The sequence below is a fragment of the Trichocoleus sp. DQ-A3 genome, assembly GCF_039961975.1.
GTDB lineage: Bacteria > Cyanobacteriota > Cyanobacteriia > Cyanobacteriales > FACHB-T130 > FACHB-T130.
The window spans coordinates 28548-47534 of sequence record NZ_JAMPKC010000022.1 but is presented as its reverse complement, the minus strand read 5'-3'; the positions used below and the strand labels follow the sequence as shown (position 1 = coordinate 47534).

Below are 18987 nucleotides of genomic sequence, written 5' to 3'. Positions count from 1 at the left end.
TGCAACAAGAACGCACGCAGTACGTCGCCGCTCGAATTCATCGCTGAGGCTCAGTAGGTGCGGAGAGCGCTTGGGTTTTTCCCTGCCTACAGCCTATAGGTATTTAAAAAGGAGTTGACAAAGGTTGAATTTCGTAGAGCTAGTTTTAAAAAAGCAAAAACAAGGTACTGCTCAATTATGCCTCGGTCGAGGGGGCTTCTTGAGCCTACTAATTACAATTAATAACAATTGGATTAATGATTAAATTAATATTAAGTAGTTAATGAAGAATGCCGGTGAGAGATCCTCCTCCTGAGCGATGTCTCCAGACAAACAGTAATTTAATTTCTACTCTAGAATAGTTAAAGTTTTGCATCATCCGCTGTCTATTTGTACTTTTGTGCGCTCGGAGTCGCTGGCACAGTCCTTACGCGATTCATTGTGCAGCCAATCCCCCAAAGAAGCGATCGCCATAGAACATCGCTATCTTCTAAACCAGATATCGTCCTTACCGGAGTTGTTTGACTGGGTTGAGCAGTACAAGCAACAAATTGATTGTTTGGTTTTACAAGAAGACTCATCGTTGCGCCCCCTCGTCAATCGTTTATACGAACAAGGCATACTGCTGCCAGTTGTGATTTTATCCGGGGTAGCGGACGAAGCCAGTCAGGGATCGACCACCCTAGAGGGGCAAAATCCCCCCCGTACCGCCCCGAACTCTACCCAAGCCTTGGAGACTTACATCTACCACCCTGGGGAAGTTTATGTAGCTGCAACCGAAGCGGACAAGATCGCGCGGTTGATTGAACAGGCGATCGCTCAGTTTCTTACTCTTGCTCCCACCTGTCTCCTGCCAGATCGCTCCATCACCGTCGATCCCATCACCGAGTTGCATACTCAAAATTTTCTCATGCTACAGCAGCGACGGCTGTCTGAAAAACTTAAGGAGCGATTAGGATACTTGGGTGTGTACTATAAGCGAAATCCACAGTCTTTTTTCCGCTATCTATCCCGAACGGAGAAGCAAGAACTTTTACAGCAACTACGAGCAGAATACCGCAAAATTGTTCTCAGTTACTTTTCCACAGAGAGTACACTCAATCAAATAATCGACCAATTTGTGACAACGGCTTTTTTTGCCGATCTCTCTGTTTCTCAAATTGTTGAAATTCACATGGAATTAATGGATGATTTTTCCAAAAAACTGAAATTAGAGGGGCGGAGTGAAGAAGTCTTACTGGACTATCGATTGACTTTAATTGATGTCATTGCTCACTTGTGCGAAATGTATCGCCGTTCCATTCCTAGAGAGTCATGAGCCTACGCTTTAAGCGATTCATTTAAAGCAGACTCCGAAAAAAACCTTAGACTTTAGACAATCCCGATTTCCCACTCCAAAACTCTTACCCTAATCCCTAAGCTATGAGTGCGCTAAAGAAAACTTATGTTCTCAAGCTCTACGTTGCTGGAAATACTAGCAATTCTGTACGAGCTTTGACAACACTCAAAAATATCCTCGAACACGAGTTTCAAGGTGTCTACGCTCTTAAAGTGATCGATGTTCTCAAAAATCCGCAACTGGCAGAGGAAGATAAAATATTAGCCACACCCACCTTAGCAAAAGTATTACCGCCTCCAGTCCGCAAAATCATTGGGGATCTTTCAGATCGGGAAAAAGTCTTGGTAGGGCTAGATATTCTCTATGAAGAACTTGCTGAAGCCGAAGCGGATTTATAAACTTTAATTCGGACTGGAGACTTTAGACTTTAAACTGTTGTAGGTTTCCTAGCCCGTTTTTGCAAGTAGAGCCAATTTTTGCGACTGAAGAGCGATGAGTAAAACTAATCCGATTGAGCCACAAGCCGAATTGGCTCCGGTGGGAGTACAAAAAATCCGGACGATGATTGAAGGCTTCGATGATATTAGTCATGGAGGCTTACCTTTAGGGAGAACTACCTTATTCAGTGGTACTTCTGGAACTGGCAAGACATTATTTGCCGTTCAATTTCTTTATCATGGAATTGCCTATTTTGATGAGCCTGGGGTATTTGTTACCTTTGAAGAATCTCCTACCGATATTATCAAAAATGCCTCCAGTTTTGGTTGGGATCTGCAACGCTTAATTGATGAAGGAAAGTTATTTATTCTGGATGCTTCACCCGATCCGGAAGGGCAGGAAGTCGTCGGGAACTTTGACCTTTCCGCCCTAATTGAGCGGATTCAGTACGCCATTCGTAAATACAAAGCTAAGCGGGTTTCTATCGATTCTGTCACCGCTGTTTTTCAGCAATATGATGCTGCTTCTGTGGTACGAAGAGAAATTTTTCGCTTAGTAGCTCGCCTCAAACAAATTGGCGTCACTACGGTGATGACGACGGAACGGCTCGAAGAATATGGCCCGGTGGCGCGGTTCGGAGTAGAAGAGTTTGTTTCCGATAACGTGGCAATTGTCCGCAACGTTTTGGAAGGAGAACGCCGTCGTCGCACGATTGAAATTCTTAAACTTCGTGGCACCACTCACATGAAAGGGGAATACCCTTTCACCATGACCAATAATGGCATCAATATTTTCCCGCTAGGAGCGATGCGGCTCACCCAGCGTTCTTCTAATGTCCGGGTGTCTTCGGGTGTTAAAACCCTTGACGAAATGTGTGGAGGTGGATTTTTTAAAGATTCTATCATTCTGACAACGGGTGCCACGGGTACTGGCAAAACGCTTTTAGTCAGCAAATTTTTGCAAGTTGCCTGTACGAACAACGAACGTGCCATTTTGTTTGCCTACGAAGAATCTCGTGCCCAACTGTCTCGCAATGCCTACTCTTGGGGCATTGATTTTGAGGAGATGGAACAAAAAGGATTGCTGAGAATCCTTTGCACCTATCCAGAGTCGGCTGGGTTAGAAGACCACTTGCAGATGATTAAGTCGGAAATTGCTGAATTCAAGCCGTCTCGCATTGCCATTGATTCGCTTTCGGCATTAGCTCGAGGCGTCAGCAACAACGCCTTCCGGCAGTTTGTGATTGGTGTTACAGGTTATGCCAAGCAAGAGGAAATCACTGGCTTTTTTACCAATACCACAGACCACTTTATGGGTTCCCACTCGATTACGGATTCCCATATTTCCACCATTACAGACACGATTTTGATGCTGCAATATGTGGAAATTCGCGGTGAAATGTCCCGCGCTATCAATGTCTTTAAAATGCGGGGTTCGTGGCATGAAAAAGGCATCCGCGAGTACACGATTAGTGATGCAGGAGCTGAAATTAAGGATTCGTTCCGGAATTACGAACGAATTATCAGTGGTTCTCCTACTCGGATTGCGGTTGATGAAAAGAGCGAACTCTCCCGAATTGTCAGAGGGATGAGGGAAAACACTGACGATACAGAAATCTAATACTGCTTTCAGCATCTGGAATCGGTAACGACTCTATCTTTAGGCTTATATCCGAAGATATACGGATATAAGCATTTTCTCACCCACAACCCGGAGTGCGGTCATTTTTCCTAATTTGGAAACAGATTGAAAACGGTTAAATCGCCTAGAAGCCTTGATTTTACGAGAAAATCCAGAATTTATTGTCTTGAGAATTTCAGTCTTCTTTACAGAAACTTTATACTTCTGCGGTCAGCTCTCTTTTTATTTAAAGCTTAAGTAAAGATAAGCTCTCAGCCATAGCAATATTTTTGAAGGAAAGATTAAATATAAAGAACATCAGTCCGGATATTTACGGAGTTACCCGAATCTTTAAGGCTGGGGTACTGAAGAATACAAAATAGTCGCTTTCATCCAACCACAGCCTAGGGGAGGAGATTGAGTCAAATGCCGACCTTAAAAAAATCTCAACTTCAGTTAAACAATTTTCAACTGCTCAATGAGATATTTTTCCCGAAAAACTATGAAGCTGATTCCAGATTGAATCTGAAGCAAATCTGGGAGAAAGCTTCACTGCAATGGGAACAAACTACCCTTTCTCAAAAAACTCCTAAAGAAATTTGGGAGAATATTCCAACAGGCAAACATTTTGATTCGATTTTGGATCTGGGTTGTGGATATGGCAGACATGCTGCCTATCTTTCAAAACAAAAAAAAATTACCTGCAATCAGTATTACGGAATAGATATTTCCGAAAATATGCTGCGTCGGATGTTGACCTTTCATAAGGCATACAATTTATTCTCTTCATCGGATTTTTCTTTGATTTGTATGCCAATGGGTCAGTTGCCCTTTGAGGACAATTCAATAGAATTTGTAATCTCAAGTAGTGTTTTTCTTCACCTAGAAAAACAACAACTCAGCAAGAACCTGGCAGAAATTGCTCGTGTCATCAAGCCAGGGGGAGTCTTTATTTTTGAGGATTTATTTTACAACCGATACTGTCCGGCAAATATTCTGGATAACGTTTTGAGGAAAGTCAGGAAATCCGGACTCAATTTAGCCGATTTAAAGCAATACTCGTTGCGGGAAATCAACTGGCTGCTGAAAAATTCCCAACTCTCGCAAAAATGCCCCCAATACACGATAAAACCCCATAAATCTGCCCTGCTACCAGAACAACTGAGGGGAGTTGATATTTCTGCTTCGCCAGATATCGAGCGGGAAGTGAATCCTTCCAAATTTTTAAAAGGGATTTTGGCGAGTGGTTATTGCGTTTACTCGAAAGGTTAAAGTTTAAAGGCTAAAGAAGAGACGCGATCGCGTCTCTTCTTTTTAGAGCTTTTGTCGATTGACTAATTAAATGTCATCTTGACAAATTATTTGTCGCATTTAAATCAAAGCCTGTAACCATCACTATACAAGGGTTACAGGCTATTTTACTATCTTTACCCTCATTTGGAGTCAATTGACAAATTAAGTGTCTAATCTCTGGAAATTGCCAAATTAGTTGTCCAAGTTCGGAAACGAGGATTTTTATCATCTTTGACAGATTGTTTGTCGCTATCAGTATAATTGTACTATGTTGCAATTAAACAGTATTGTTAAAAGATGACGGCAGATAACCATGATGCCTCTGCAATTGTGACTGAACTCTCGCATGAGGCGAAACTGAAACTAGACATTATTGAGAGTTTGCTGGAACCGTGCGATCGCCAAACTTACGGGCAACGACTCAAAGAAGCTGCCAAGAAACTTGGCAAATCAGTAAGAACGGTGCAGCGATTGGTAGAAAAGTGGCAAGCAGAAGGTTTACTAGCCTTAACTGGCACAGAGAGGGCAGATAAAGGCAAGCATCGCATTTCTCAAGAGTGGCAAGACTTTATTATCAAAACCTACCGTGAGGGGAATAAGGGTGGTAAGCGGATCTCCCGCAAGCAGGTTGCTTTAAGGGTTGAAGTTAGAGCTAAGGAATTAAGAGAAGCGGATTATCCGAATTACCGCACGGTTTATCGAGTATTACAGCCCTTGATTGAAGCGCAAGAGCAAAAGAAAGGGGTTCGTAGTCCAGGGTGGCGAGGTTCACAGTTATCGGTTAAAACCCGCACAGGTGACGATATTTCAGTGGAGTACAGCAACCATGTGTGGCAGTGTGACCATACTTGGGTCGATGCGCTGGTGGTTGATATAGAGGGAGAAATTATAGGTCGCCCCTGGTTAACGACAGTAATTGATACTTACTCACGCTGCATTCTGGGCATTCGCGTGGGGTTTGATGCGCCAAGTGCTCAAGTAGTAGCGTTGGCGTTGCGTCATGCGATGTTACGCAAAAACTATGGGGCTGAGTATGGGTTGCATTGCCAGTGGGGAACGTATGGCAAACCAGAATACTTATTTACAGATGGCGGCAAAGATTTTCGCTCGGAACACTTAAAGCAAATTGGCGTACAGTTAGGTTTTAGTTGTATTCTACGCGATCGCCCTAGTGAAGGTGGTGTGGTTGAGCGTCCGTTTGGGACTCTGAATACAGAGTTATTTTCGGGATTACCTGGATACGTTGGATCAAATGTGCAGCAACGTCCAGAACAAGCGGAAAAGGAAGCTTGTGTAACTCTGCGGGAATTGGAAAAGTTAATTGTCCGCTACATCGTAGATAGCTATAACCAACGGATAGATAAGCGCATGGGAGCTCAGACGCGCTATCAGCGTTGGGAAGCAGGTTTATTAGCAACGCCAGATTTAATTGGTGAGCGAGATTTAGATATTTGTTTGATGAAGCAAACCAATCGCTCAATTTACCGAGAGGGCTATATCCGCTTTGAGAATTTGATGTATCAAGGAGAGCATTTAGCAGGATATGCAGGGGAACGGGTGGTTTTGCGCTATGACCCTAGAGATATTACCAGTGTGCTGGTTTATCAACGGCAAAAAGATAAAGAAGTATTTTTAGCTAAAGCTTATGCAACTGGGTTAGAGACAGAACAAGTATCGCTGGAAGAAGTTAAGGCAAGTAATCAGAAGATTCGGGAAAAAGGGAAAACCATTAGTAATCATTCGATTTTGGAGGAAGTAAGAGACAGAGATATTTTTGTTGCCAATAAAAAGACCAAGAAGGAACGACAGAAGGAAGAACAAAAACAATTACACTCTGCTGTCTTGAAATCCAAGCCTGTTGAAGTTGAACCAGAACAAGAGATTGAAGATACGCCTGCACCTAGAAGGAAACCAAGGGTATTGAATTATGACCAATTAAAAGAGGATTATGGATGGTAATCATGGCGGAAGATAAAGCTCAAACTGTTGCTGAACAATTAGGTCAAATTAAGTCCTTAGAGCCAAAATTACAAGCAGAAATTGAACGATTAAGAGGCAAAAGCATTGTTGAGTTGGAGCAGGTTAGCAAACTCCATGATTGGTTAGAAGGAAAGCGGCGATCGCGTCAATCTTGTAGAGTTGTAGGGGAGTCGCGTACAGGGAAGACTGTAGCCTGTGATTCTTATAGATTAAGGCACAGACCAATTCAAGAAGTAGGCAAACCTCCGATTGTGCCTGTAGTGTATATTCAACCTCCGCAAGAATGCAGTTCAGGAGAGCTATTTCGGGTGATTATTGAACATCTGAAATACAAGATGGTGAAGGGAACCGTGGGGGAAATTCGCAGTCGGACGCTACAGGTTTTGAAACGCTGCGGTGTCGAAATGTTGATTATTGATGAAGCGGATCGGTTAAAGCCCAAAACATTCGCTGATGTGAGAGATATTTTTGATAATTTGGGTATTTCTGTGGTTTTGGTAGGAACAGATCGCCTTGATACCGTGATTAAGCGTGATGAACAGGTTCATAACCGTTTCCGTGCTTCTTATCGTTTTGGCAAGTTGCAGGGGAATGAGTTTCAAGAAACTGTAGAGATTTGGGAACAAGATGTATTGCGTTTACCTGTACCGTCAAATCTGGGTACTAAGCAAATGTTGAAGATTTTAGGCGAAGCAACGGGCGGTTATATCGGGTTGATGGATATGATTTTGCGGGAAGCGGGAATTAGAGCTTTAGAGAAGGGATTGATGAAGATTGATCAGGCAACTTTGCAACAGGTAGCACAGGAATATAAGTGATGGATCAGATTCAACCTTGGTTGTTTGCGATCGCACCACTAGAAGGCGAGAGTTTGAGTCATTTTCTAGGACGTTTTCGACGGGAAAATAATTTATCTACTTCAAGGTTAGGGAAAGAAGCAGGAATCGGTGCTGTTGTAGCACGATGGGAAAAATTCTATCTCAATCCGTTTCCATCGCGCAGGGAGTTGGAAGCGTTGGCGAAGGTGGTTCAGGTGGATGCGGATCGCTTGTGGGAGATGTTACCGCCTGAAGGGGTGGGGATGAAGCACGAACCAATTCGTTTGTGTGGGGCGTGTTATGGTGAGTCCCCTTGTCACAAGATTGAGTGGCAGTTTAAGACAACACAGGGATGCGATCGCCACCAGCTAAGTTTACTTTCAGAATGTCCCAAGTGTGGCGCAAGGTTTAAAATACCTGCTTTGTGGGCAGATGGATGGTGTCAGCGTTGTTTTACAACTTTTGCAGAAATGGGAAAAATGCAAAAGGGTAAAAGAAACAGTCTGTGATGATTTACCATAACTGCATAATTTTTGTAGAAAACTAATTTAGCTCACTTACCTTCATCAGAGACAACACGAATAGCTTCTTGGATTGATTCGAGGGCGCTACGGATTTCAGCTTTGAGTGCTTTGGCTTGCGTCTGAATTGCGTCAGCGTTAGTCCGTAAATTAGTTAGGTAAGTATTAATTTTGGTAATACAGTCTAATGCCGTTTCAATTCGCTGTATCTGCGCCTCTATAGCACCGCAATCCAGTTGAGACGAATAATTTTGTTGACTCGCTAATTGTTGGCGAATAATCAAAAACTGAATGGCGACAGTTAGCATTTCGTGGCTAGTTGCTACCCATTGACCGTTTTCGCATTCGCCTACCGCCCAATTGCCAATCTCTTGAGCCAAACCATCGCGAGAACGGCTCAAGAAAATAGCAGCGTTGGTTTGACGTTGAGCCATTGCTTGAGTTAGTTGTCGAGCGATTCTTTGTCTGCCCCAACGCTGCGATTCCCTGTCTCTGACTTCAATCACAATCGAGATTGGTGTTGGAATCAGTGAGTTGGGAGTCAGTTTGATGACAATATCGCCAGATTCTTTATCATTACCGACATAATAAACTTCGGCATTACTAAATTTTGACCAGTTTTGCAGTTCAGCTACTACAGACTCCTCGTAGGTAGTACCTTTAGCGATTGTCTGTTGAAGAACTGATTCGGCTACTTCTCGTTCGCGAAATTGTTGAGCCAGTTTGTCTACTTCGGCAGTCAGAGGTTTGATTGATTCACTAACGACAGTTTTGATAACTTTAGCTAAAGTGCCATTTTCAGCAGTGACACTTTCGATGGTGGTTGTGAATATGCCTTGAATTGAGTCACTGCGTTTGGGGTCTAAGAAGGTTTTGAGATTTTTGAGAATGCTGCCCAAAACAGAAGATTCTTTACTAGGGTCTATATCTTTAGACAGCAAGGTTTTGACATCATTCAATCGCGATGTGAGGACAGTTGATGCTAGATTAATTTGAGCATTGATTGGCGCTAATACTTGACCTTCAGCCGTACCAATTTTAGTAACTAATTCTTTTTGAACAGCTTTCGGAATAGCAGTGACAGCGCGATTGACTTCAGCCATTAAGGACTCAATCTGCCTTTTGACAAATTCGGTATCTTGGCTGGTTTGGGTTCTTTCTAGGCAAAATATACCCACCTCAAACGCTCGAATACAAGCTTGTTCGTATTCTGCTTCTGGTAATCTTTGCAGGTAGTTTACTGCATCTCTGCTTACTATCTCTAAGTCGCAAATCAATATGGTATTATCGCAAATCTCAATTGGAGGAAGAGATTGATTGTCGTAATATTGGGGAATCCGGTTCATTGAACTGAGAGCATATTTATTAAATTACTTGCACTGTAGTACCAAATTTTTATTGAGGTCAACTCTCTACTAAAAAGTTTTGTCAAATTGCAAAACTTAGTTAGCTAAAGTTTTTTTCTCATTGCTTGCCATTGTTCTATTAATGGGAAAACTAGATCGCTATTCTCCAGTAGCATATCGGTTACAGCCATAATGCGCTGATAGGGTTTACCAGTTTCTCTACGGCTGGCTTGTCCGGCTAACCAGTGATAAGTGGTGGATTTAGAGATTTGACAGATTTGCGCTAGTTCTTGATAACCCAAACCCCATCGAAAGCTGAACTCACTAGGAGATATAAACATCTGGTTGTGTAGTTCTAGCAATTGTTGCCGTTTTTGAGCTTGAGGATCGTCAGGCATAGTAGCTCCTCATTGCTTCTAGTTCTAGTTGACTTAAAGGTTGGATATCGTCTTTAAAGGCAAAGCCGAAATTAGTGATGTGGTAGGAAAGGCTTTTCTCATCCAGCCAGACTAGATAGTGTCGTCTGGTGGCAAGACAACTGGCTTCGTACGTGTAGAGGACACCGATGATAAGACCAAAATCTCCGTTGAGAACTTGATGCCAGTAAACCCATTCACCCAATTGGCATTGGAGTTGGGGAATGCGTTCTGGGAAAACCTCTGGTAAAGCGAAGGGTGGAGCCTGGGTAGCGTTAGACATAGGAACTTGCTTGTCTGAGGCTGTACTACTTCCCCTTATAACACTTATAATGTGCAAAAACTCACTGATAATAGGTGGATTTAGCTGCGGTACTCGTTCAGTATTGTTTTGTGACACAAAACAACAACACTATTGAGTACCGCTTTGGCAAAGCGATTAGGCGGCGAAGGCGAGAACTAGATTTATCCCAAGAAGAACTGGCTGAAAGGTCAGGGCTTCATCGCAATTACGTTTCAGGCATCGAAACGGGAACTCGCAATCCCTCGCTGAAAAATATTGAGAAGCTGGCAAAAGCCCTGGATACATCTATTGCTCGTTTGTTGACTGATTACGGTGTTGAGGTAGAAGGTTAGCAAGAAAATCTTTCTTGACCTGGCAAGCTTTAGGACTACAACACTCATCCAGTCTGAACTTTAGCTTACTTATTAGCGATGTGTTAGTGCCGATCGCAACTCCCCAGTCTGTCTATCGCTGTCAGAAATCCAGCGGAGTTTGTCGCCGTACAGTAGTCGCAATCTCTGTGTCTAAAATCGGTCGAAGGCGATCGCATACAGCAATTACAGCAGCAGATTGAGGCGTGGCAAGCGTTGCTGGATAAGTTGGCAGGGAATGAATGAGCGATCGCATACTTACCTCATGCCAAACGCGATCGCATCCAGCAATTGCAGCAGCAGATTGAGGCGTGGCAAGCGTTGCTGGAGAAGTTGGGAGCGAATGAATGAGCGATCGCTTTTCCTCATCGTTCGAGGTGCGATCGCATCCAGCAATTACAGCAGCAGATTGAGGCGTGGCAAGCATTGCTGAAAAAGTTGGCAGGGAATGAATGAGCGATCGCTTTTCCTCATTCTCCAAGGTGTGATCGCTTCCAGCAGCTACAGCAGCAGATTGAGGCGTGGCAGGCGTTGCTGGAGAAGTTGGGAGGGAGTGAATGAGCGATCGCTTTACGACTTTGTACAGAATTTTTATGGCAGGAATCTGCCATAGCCGAGTTTTACAGCATTTGCCACCCAAGGTTGGTGTTAGGATAATTTATTTTTTGGAAGTCACTTATCGCCTATTCCAACGCACCAAGCGGTGATAGTAGAAGGATCGGAGGCAACATGATCTTTACTTCGCGCAACCCATGTATGGCGATCTTGCGGAAAGCTTGCGGTGAGTAAACTACCTTCTCCCGTCCAATTTGCTTTGGCTCCTCCAGACAATAATCTGAATCCATGCTCAAGAACACAGCTTACGCTTGGATGTGCAGTTGCGGTTCCAGAAGTTTGACTCTTTCGATTGACTGTTAGTCCCACTCGCTCAAGAAAAGACTGCTTAACACCAATTGCATAAGCTGAAACTGTAGCAATATCAGGCGAAATATGGTCTTTTGCAGAAGCCATCCAACTATTACCTCCACCAGGATATGAAGCAAATAGCAAACTCCCATAGCTTGTCCAGTTGGCTCTTGCACCACCACCAACAAGAATCCATCCACTAGGAAGAACTACTTCAGTAGATGGATGGTTAGCAGGCACGCTATCCTGTCTCACAATCAAATAATCATCACCGGGTATAGGTGTCCCATCTTTCATTCGTCCAGCAATACAATATCCTGTTATGGAAGCAGGGCTTGCCTCCTTGTGATCTTTAGAAGTGGCAACCCAAACACGATCGCCATCTGGATAAATACTAGTCAGCAAATTGCCTTGACCATCCCAATTGACAGTTGCCCCTCCACCTAGAACTCTATAGCCCATAGGAACTTCAATACGTACACCAGGATGCTGTGCGACATCAGAAGTATATGAATGCATTTCTATATGCAGTTCCCCAATGTCGTAAGAGTCAATGAGAGCCATTTTTTCTCCTTCTATTTGCTGAGAGGATGTCTGAGAAGTAGCTTTGAGTACCTCTAACTAACAAATGAGAAGATGCTACGAGAGCTGCAAACCTTATTCTTCGTTGAGGCTAAATGCCCAGAAGGTAGCATCAGAGACTTTTCAGACATCCTCTGAGATTGGTTTTTCTACTGGGATAATTCAACACCCAATAACGCTGATCCGGAGACTTTCAAGATTGTTTTGTTCTAATTAGATACACTCACAAAAGTCTTGTTATAACTTGCCCCATTTTCAGCTAACCACTGCTTACGATCGCACCAATCACTCATAACTCGCTCCACCCTATCCCAGAACGCAGTAGTATGGTGCGGTTCAATCAGATGCACCAACTCGTGAACCACCACATACTCAATCATGGTTCGCGGCAGCATCGCCACTCGCCAATGAAAATACAAATCTCCCTTGTGTCCGCATGAACCCCAACGGTATCCTAACTCGCGTACCTGCACCGAACGGGGGGAAGCTCCAACACGATTGACAAGCCTAGCAATTTGTGCGTCTAAAATGGCGCGAAGGCGATCACAATACCATCGAATAAACTCTTCTCTCCCCCGTGCCTGTACTTCGCGCTGCAATTCAAACCGGCCTTGGTACAATCTCAGCGGTGGCTTTCCCTTCACATCATCCACTAGCTTGAGGCGATAGCTGCGTCCTAGGTAATAAAACCCTTCTCCTGAAACATATTGTTTGACAGCAGTGGGGGGATTGAGGGATTCTTTCTTGAGGAGTTTGCTGTAAATCCAGAGGCGTTTGTCGTGAACCACCTTCTCCAGCGTTTCCATCGGCACTTCTGGAGGAGATGCCAGGATTAATTGACCGTCCCGTTCGACGGTGATGCCGATGGTGCGACGTTTGGCACTGTGGCGCAGTTCAAAACTGAGTTCGCCAAAGGTAATCGTGGTCATGCCATCAAAGTATCACGATTCTTGCGGGCAAGTTGCACCAGTTTATCGGCGACTTCTTCGAGTTGGTCGTAGTCTACTAAATCGTTAGTATCCATGTAGTCGGCTATCCACCGACTCAAGTCTTCTTGAACAATGGGACTTGCCCAATTCACCCGCCGCACTTCTTGGCGGATGTGGTTGACAATTTCTACGGTAGCTTGGGCGAGTTTAGGCAGTTCTATCTGTGAATGTTCGCCCAAAATGTTGAGGAAGGGAAGCTGAGTTTTCGGGTCGAGTCCCGTTTCATTGGTGGGGCGACCTGCCTGAATTTGTTCGATATACTGGCGTAACGCCTCAACTTTTTCGTCCCAGTTGTCGGCAAGAGAGTCGAGGATTTCTATCAGTCTTTCACTCAGGTTTTTGTAATAAACGGGGTCTTCATCATAGTGGATGCTGATGTGGTGACGGGCAGCAAATTCCATTTCTGCGGCTTGTGCTTTAATTGAGCGATGGCGCTGGACGTGGGTTTTGAAGTCCAACGACAGGATATCAATCGGCGGTACTTTCGGGTCAATTCCTTGAGATTCAATGTATTGGTCAATTAATGCCCGGACTTTCTCTTTGGCGCTGACAAGGTTGAGTTTTTCATCTCGGTAAAGGTCAGCAACGGATTTTTTAATTAAGCCGAGTTTCTTGGCATCTTTGACATAGGGCAAGGCTTCCGGGCGGGGGAGAATGGTGTCGAGGGTGTCGAGGAAGTCTTTGAGGGTGTCGTTGAATTCGACTCGCAGGTGTTCGTCTCGGAGTAAGTCTACACAGCTTTCTACGTCATCAATCGTGCAGCCGTTTTCGGTGAATAAGGCAATCACTCGCTGGTGTTTGTCGCGCAGTTTGGGCAATTCTTGGCGAATATCAAACCAAGCATTTTCGACATCGACATTATTGTAAACCGAGAGGGCAGCCGCGATATCAACGCCGTAGTAATCGACGACTAGCCCATATTTTTTGGTATCGTCATAGACGCGGTTAACACGAGCGATCGCTTGCAGCAATTCATATTCTTTCATCCCTCGGTCTAAGTATAAAACTTGCTCCATTGGGGCATCAAATCCCGTCAGGAGCATACTTTTAATAATTAAAATTGCCAAACCATCTTGGTCTAATGGCTGTTTAAATTTTTCGATATTTTTCTCTTGTTGACTCTTTTCCGTCCACTTTTTCCAGCTTGGGTCGTCGTTTTTGTCAGAGGAGATGACGGTGGCAAATTCTAAGCGGCGGATGGTTTCTAGGTGCGGGAAGGCTAAGGCGAGAAAACGAGTTTCTGCATCTAGAGATTCTAAAGTTCCGGGGTTTAGACTTGCTAAGATGGCGGCGCGAGATTGGAGTTGTTGCACCAGCGCGTGTTGCGCTTCGACAAATGCCTCCTGGTAACGCACGGCGGCGAGACGGGTAGAGGCGGCGACTTGAGCTTTGAAGCCTCCAGGTAGGATACGCTCGATATAGTGGCGCAGCATATTCCGGGCTTTGGCTTTAATCAGTTCCCGTGCTTCCGAGACTTGGGTTTTGGTGGCGTATTTGGCTTTTATTTGCGCCCGTTCTTCTGGGGTTTTATCCTGAAAGATGATTTCAAACAGTTGGTCGAGGTCATCGCCAGAGGTGACAGTACCTCTAGCTTCTAAACCTTCGTAGAGGATGGGCAGGGTAACGCCGTCTGCTTGGGATTGGCGGATGTTGTACTGGTCGATGAAGGAACCAAAGATGCGCCGGGTGTTTGTTTTGGCGCTGGTTTCGATGGGAGTGCCAGTGAAGCCAATGCGGACGCAGTTAGGTATGGCTTTTAGGAGGTTGGTGTGGAGGGTGTTGGCGTGGGAACGGTGGGCTTCGTCAATCAGGACTAAGATATCTTCGGAGGGGTTGGGCTTTTTCTTCATCGCCTCAATCTGTTCTTTTTCCTCGGAATCCTCGCCGCCTTTGAATTTCTGAATCATGCCGAAGACTAAGCCAGCACCGGGTTGTTTGAGGTAGTCTTCTAGCTTTTTGACTTTTTTCGCTCTTTGTAAGGGTTCGCCTATCAGGACGGCTGTATCGGAGAGTTGCTTTTCTAAGTCGGTGCGATCGGTAACGATGACCATCTTGAAGCGGCGCAAGGCGGGGATGGTGCGGATTTTCCGTATCAAGTACACCATTGTCAGGCTTTTACCAGAGCCTTGGGTATGCCAGATGATACCACCGCGTTGGTCATCGGTGCCGTGTTGAGTGCGGGTTGGGTTGTGCAGGAGTCGCCCGATGGCTTCGTGGACTGCCCGATATTGTTGGTAACGGGGGACGAGTTTGATGGTGCGTCCGCCGCTGGTTTTGAATAGGGTGAAGTTTCGCAGGATGTCGAGGAGGTTGGCAGGGTGCAGCATCCCGGCAATGAGCATTTGGCGGGAGTTGAGTTCGGTAACGCCGAGTTCTGCGGCAATTTCGGCTTTGGGGCGGGGAGTGGTGTCTTTCCACTCGACATAATGCTCGTAGTTCGCGCCGATGGTTCCTGCTGCTGCCCGTCCCGCAGAGGCGGCTATCATTAACTGGTTGTAGTGAAATAGCTTTTCTGCGCCTTCGGGTTGGCTGCTTCCCCGTTGATTGGAATATTGCAACAAATCGCGTATAGCTTCGGTGATGGGGTTATCCAGTTTAGGGCTTTTGCACTCGATGACGACGAGGGGGATGCCGTTGACGAGTAGCACGATGTCCGGGACGATAAACCCCCGGTTGCCTGTTGCCCAAGGGGGGTCTACTCGGTATTGATTGATGGCTAGGAAGTCGTTATTTTCGGGATGCTCGAAGTCGATGAAGTGGACGGTGTGCTGTTTGCCGTCTTGCCCTAGAACAGTGGTGCCTTTGAGGAGTAATTCTGTAGCAGCTTGATTGGCTTCCATCAGTCTTTGTGATGTCAGACGTTCTAGCTGACTCACGGCGGCATTCACTTGGGTATCATCAAGCCAAGGGTTGCCGTTGTCATCGAGGTTGATGTGTTTGATGGCGGCTTTTAGGCGTTCTGTGAGCAGGACTTGCTTGAAATTCTCCCGTTCGGTAACTTGGGGGTCGTCCCAACTGCCTTCGATGTACTGCCAATCCATGCTCTTGAGCTGGTCGATGGTTGGCTTTTCGACATAGATATACTCTGGCGTTTGTTGGGGCATTGCTTGAGTTCTTGAGGAGAGGCTTAGGGGCTGATGGCAATGTAACCGGAAAGCAATTCATTTGGGATTTCACTTCACGCACTTTTGGCAGCTTGCCCCAACTGCTTTTATAGCAAAGTCAACCGATGACCTCTGAATCTCGAACAGCTCCAGCCAGCAGATTGAGATGAACCATTTTTCCGGGTAATTACGGGGTTTTTGATTCCGCTTGAGAATAATTCCGTAATTTCTTGGTGGTAATTCTATTTATCTTCTTTGACACTGAGGACTATGTACTACTGATTTCGACCATTTCTGTGAAGGAATCTTATACAGACGAAGTCTGACAATTAATAGTCAGGTTGCTCCAGTTATTGGTGAGAGTAGCACTTGGCAGTTATCTACCATTATTCAAGGTTGAAGTATCTCAAGTTATTAATTAGATCGGTTTTTTAAAAATTATCGATTTTCATCCAGTCACAGTTTTGGCAATAACAGATATGCATATAGGGCAACCTTTATTAGAACTGAAAGATATTGTATTTAGCTATACAAAAAGTGCCAAAAATCCTGAAGAAAAACCACTTTTGAGTATTGAAGAATTAGTTTTACATTCTGGGAACAAGATTGGAATTATTGGAGATAACGGTTCAGGGAAATCTACTCTAGTTAAAATGATTCTCGGATTATATATTCCCAGAGGAACAGTCAATTTATTTGGCAGAAAAGTTTTGTGGGGTAATCATTATTCACAGCTAGGGTACATAGGTGATCCCTCTCTTAGCCCAGGATACACAGGCTTGCCAACAGATGTTTCAGTTAGAGAATTACTCAATAGCTTCAAGGCAATATGCAGAATAGAGAGAGAGAGCTATTCTGATATTCAAGAGGGTTTGGGCTTTGATAGATTTCTTAAGAAAGATGTTAAGCATTTGTCGAATGGAGAGCGTAAGAAATTAATGATATTTCTTGCACTGGCAAAGCGACCGAAATTGCTTATTGCAGATGAGGCAACTGATGGTTTAGATGAAAAATCCAAACAGTTTATTATCGAAAAAATTGAAGACATTTCTACAAAATCAGAACTTGGTATACTATGGATTTCTCATCAACACCATGAGGTGGCTAGATTAACTGACACAGTTTATGAGCTAATTGAAGGAAAACTGAAAGCTCCTAGCCAGAAAAGCTTTAACTGTAATATTGAAACCCAACCACAGATAAGCGTTTGTGGAAGTTATCATAATCTCACATCTAAAGGCTGGTTAGAAATTGCCGCAAATATTTACACTAACCCAATGATTTCCAAGTTTGAAGTCAAGGGTAGACGCATGGGGGAGGGAAACGATTAATCATGAACTTTCAAATTATAAAAATATTAGGAAAGCACTACCTTAGGAAGACATCTCAATACATTGCTCTTTTGACAATATTTTTAGTAGGAACTCTAGTGAGTACATTTCCAGTTAAATGGGATTACGCTAGAAGTTGTGTGACATTTTTTGGTTTTCCATTAGAACTATATGGTCACTCTAGGCAAGAATCTTTACTTACTCTTCTGAATGAATTCTTCTCATGGGCTTGGATTATTATAGCTATTTTATATTTGCCAAGGTTATTGAGACAACTCAGTGAAAGTTTCTCAGTAAAAGAGATGCTTTGGCTTCGTCTTGTTCCATGCTCACCCTATGAGGTTGCTATAGCTAGAGTCTGCTGGGTAGGAAGTTGGGCATTTTTCCTAGGCGCTCTTGGAACAGTATGGGCATTAATATGCTCTTTATTTCATCAAATACCATCTAGTGAATTGTTTGTAAATATTGAAGGTTTAGTAGGTCATGTTCTTCTCTCTGGAGGTATTGTTGTTGGTCTGAACTCGGTTATTGCAGTCGGAGAATCAGAGCAGAATTCAATTTCGATTGTAGCTCTGCTCACTCCGGTGATACTAACGCCAATATATTTAGGAATAAATAGAATATCAGGCACAAATTATATGAAATTTTTTCCTTATGCGATTCCTTTCAATAGAGGTTTGCAAAATACTTTTCTACATTTTGGAATAGCGGCTTTAATAGGACTATTTTTTCTCTGTCTACACACTGTTTATAAGTTTAAATTTTCCCATGTAAAAGTTACTACTGAGGGCTAAAATAATGCAGGTAATAAATCAAAGAAGAAGTTCACAGCGTTGGTGGGTAATTCTTTTGTTCATACCTATGTTGGTTTCATGTGCTGTCCCGGTGACTATCTGGGAGGTAGCTTTGCAGATTGGAGCTAATCTAGTCTATACAGCAACAGGACAGTTTATTGAGCAGGTCGTTGACAATTTGGTAGAGAAATTATTTCATGGTGATTCTCCTGGTTATGTAATTCCTGATCCGGGGAATCCACTTCAAGGAACTTACTCTACAAAGATGAGGTTTACAACTATAGATCCTGCTGGTCAGCGTAGAGGATTCGAGATTAACAAACCGAGAATGGTTAGAGATTCGGAATCTTCAATATGGCAGCTTGCGCCCGATTTGAGAGGATTAGTGAACCAAATACTTGAAGGCAGAGCTTGAGGAAGGTAACTGGTATGAAGAAGGTAATTCAGGTTGTCAGTATAATTGTTGCTATTCTTAGCCTTGTCTTCTTACTGTATGGCAGTATTAAGCTGGCTCGTGTTGAAGCAGCAACAGTTCCTCAGAATGTAGAAAGCGGAATTCGTGGAGTTGAAATTGTGCAGCCGTCCAACATTATAAGTAGGGAAGATGCTCAGATAATTATGAGTGTTTCTATGGCAACTTTCGTGATAGGAGTTGCAGGCTTCTTTCTCTCTTCACGCATGGAGTTTGGAGAGCCTTCTCCCAGTATTGAGAAATCTCAGACCAAACCGCAGGCTAATAGTTCATTGGAGCGGGAAGACGAGAGCCTCTAGTGTAGATGTAAAGGTTATTTGCTGCTGCTCAACTCTACCGTTACAACACTGTACAGAGCTTCCTCTATATACAGTTCCAGCAAGTGAATCAGTAGGGAACGGGTTA

Annotated in this window: 18 protein-coding genes; 11 read left to right on the top strand and 7 right to left on the bottom strand. The window is 44.0% G+C overall.

The window, feature by feature from the left end:
* Window positions 1–349: 349 nt before the first annotated feature.
* The 7 genes from NDI44_RS22895 to NDI44_RS22865 all read left to right on the top strand — a co-directional run bounded on the left by NDI44_RS22895 (window position 350) and on the right by NDI44_RS22865 (window position 7976).
* Window positions 350–1297, top strand: a complete 948-nt coding sequence (locus tag NDI44_RS22895; protein WP_190415942.1) for a circadian clock protein KaiA — start codon at window positions 350–352, stop codon at window positions 1295–1297.
* A gap of 104 nt (window positions 1298–1401) precedes the next feature.
* A complete protein-coding gene (gene kaiB, locus NDI44_RS22890; protein WP_190415941.1) occupies window positions 1402–1716 on the top strand; it encodes a circadian clock protein KaiB in 315 nt (104 codons plus the stop codon).
* A gap of 94 nt (window positions 1717–1810) precedes the next feature.
* Window positions 1811–3376, top strand: a complete 1566-nt coding sequence (gene kaiC / locus NDI44_RS22885) for a circadian clock protein KaiC (protein WP_190415940.1) — start codon at window positions 1811–1813, stop codon at window positions 3374–3376.
* Between the two features lie 426 nt (window positions 3377–3802).
* The gene (locus tag NDI44_RS22880; protein ID WP_190415939.1) at window positions 3803–4648 is read left to right on the top strand and encodes a class I SAM-dependent methyltransferase; all 846 of its coding nucleotides are present in this window, start codon (window positions 3803–3805) and stop codon (window positions 4646–4648) included.
* Window positions 4649–4966: 318 nt separating this feature from the next.
* The gene (locus tag NDI44_RS22875) at window positions 4967–6628 is read left to right on the top strand and encodes a Mu transposase C-terminal domain-containing protein (protein WP_190415938.1); all 1662 of its coding nucleotides are present in this window, start codon (window positions 4967–4969) and stop codon (window positions 6626–6628) included.
* Window positions 6629–6630: 2 nt separating this feature from the next.
* The gene (locus NDI44_RS22870; protein ID WP_190415963.1) at window positions 6631–7467 is read left to right on the top strand and encodes a TniB family NTP-binding protein; all 837 of its coding nucleotides are present in this window, start codon (window positions 6631–6633) and stop codon (window positions 7465–7467) included.
* A complete protein-coding gene (locus NDI44_RS22865; RefSeq protein WP_190415937.1) occupies window positions 7467–7976 on the top strand; it encodes a TniQ family protein in 510 nt (169 codons plus the stop codon). The genes NDI44_RS22870 and NDI44_RS22865 overlap by 1 nt, the downstream gene beginning before the upstream one ends.
* A gap of 44 nt (window positions 7977–8020) precedes the next feature.
* Here NDI44_RS22865 and NDI44_RS22860 read toward each other — a convergent pair whose 3' ends face one another.
* The 3 genes from NDI44_RS22860 to NDI44_RS22850 form a co-directional block, all read right to left on the bottom strand.
* Window positions 8021–9334 (bottom strand): hypothetical protein, encoded by a 1314-nt coding sequence (locus tag NDI44_RS22860; protein ID WP_190415936.1) that lies wholly within the window; start codon window positions 9332–9334, stop codon window positions 8021–8023.
* A 104-nt stretch (window positions 9335–9438) separates the two neighbouring features.
* Window positions 9439–9732, bottom strand: a complete 294-nt coding sequence (locus NDI44_RS22855; RefSeq protein ID WP_190415935.1) for a helix-turn-helix domain-containing protein — start codon at window positions 9730–9732, stop codon at window positions 9439–9441.
* The gene (locus NDI44_RS22850) at window positions 9725–10033 is read right to left on the bottom strand and encodes a hypothetical protein (protein WP_190415934.1); all 309 of its coding nucleotides are present in this window, start codon (window positions 10031–10033) and stop codon (window positions 9725–9727) included. Before NDI44_RS22850 ends, NDI44_RS22855 begins: the two co-directional genes overlap by 8 nt.
* A gap of 110 nt (window positions 10034–10143) precedes the next feature.
* Here NDI44_RS22850 and NDI44_RS22845 point away from each other — a divergent pair, with 110 nt between their 5' ends.
* Entirely contained in the window at window positions 10144–10386 is a 243-nt protein-coding gene (locus NDI44_RS22845) for a helix-turn-helix domain-containing protein (RefSeq protein WP_190415933.1), read from the top strand.
* 121 nt (window positions 10387–10507) lie between these two features.
* Here the strand turns inward: NDI44_RS22845 and NDI44_RS22840 are convergent, their stop codons facing one another.
* The 4 genes from NDI44_RS22840 to NDI44_RS22825 form a co-directional block, all read right to left on the bottom strand.
* On the bottom strand, window positions 10508–11044 hold the full coding sequence (locus NDI44_RS22840) for a hypothetical protein (protein ID WP_190415932.1): 537 nt from the start codon (window positions 11042–11044) through the stop codon (window positions 10508–10510).
* A 32-nt stretch (window positions 11045–11076) separates the two neighbouring features.
* Entirely contained in the window at window positions 11077–11874 is a 798-nt protein-coding gene (locus tag NDI44_RS22835; RefSeq protein ID WP_190415931.1) for a hypothetical protein, read from the bottom strand.
* 227 nt (window positions 11875–12101) lie between these two features.
* Complete coding sequence (locus tag NDI44_RS22830) at window positions 12102–12821, bottom strand: SprT family zinc-dependent metalloprotease (RefSeq protein WP_190415930.1); 720 nt, start codon at window positions 12819–12821, stop codon at window positions 12102–12104.
* Window positions 12818–15985 carry an HsdR family type I site-specific deoxyribonuclease gene (locus tag NDI44_RS22825; RefSeq protein WP_190415929.1) on the bottom strand — a complete coding sequence of 1056 codons (3168 nt, stop codon included), beginning with the start codon at window positions 15983–15985 and terminating at the stop codon, window positions 12818–12820. The genes NDI44_RS22830 and NDI44_RS22825 overlap by 4 nt, the downstream gene beginning before the upstream one ends.
* Window positions 15986–16464: 479 nt before the next feature.
* Here NDI44_RS22825 and NDI44_RS22820 point away from each other — a divergent pair, with 479 nt between their 5' ends.
* The 3 genes from NDI44_RS22820 (at window position 16465) to NDI44_RS22810 (ending at window position 18881) form a co-directional block, all read left to right on the top strand.
* A complete protein-coding gene (locus tag NDI44_RS22820; RefSeq protein WP_348235320.1) occupies window positions 16465–17316 on the top strand; it encodes an ATP-binding cassette domain-containing protein in 852 nt (283 codons plus the stop codon).
* 2 nt (window positions 17317–17318) lie between these two features.
* A complete protein-coding gene (locus NDI44_RS22815) occupies window positions 17319–18110 on the top strand; it encodes a hypothetical protein (protein WP_190415927.1) in 792 nt (263 codons plus the stop codon).
* 429 nt (window positions 18111–18539) lie between these two features.
* Window positions 18540–18881, top strand: coding sequence for a hypothetical protein (locus NDI44_RS22810; RefSeq protein WP_190415925.1), 342 nt, complete (start codon window positions 18540–18542; stop codon window positions 18879–18881).
* Window positions 18882–18987: the final 106 nt, after the last annotated feature.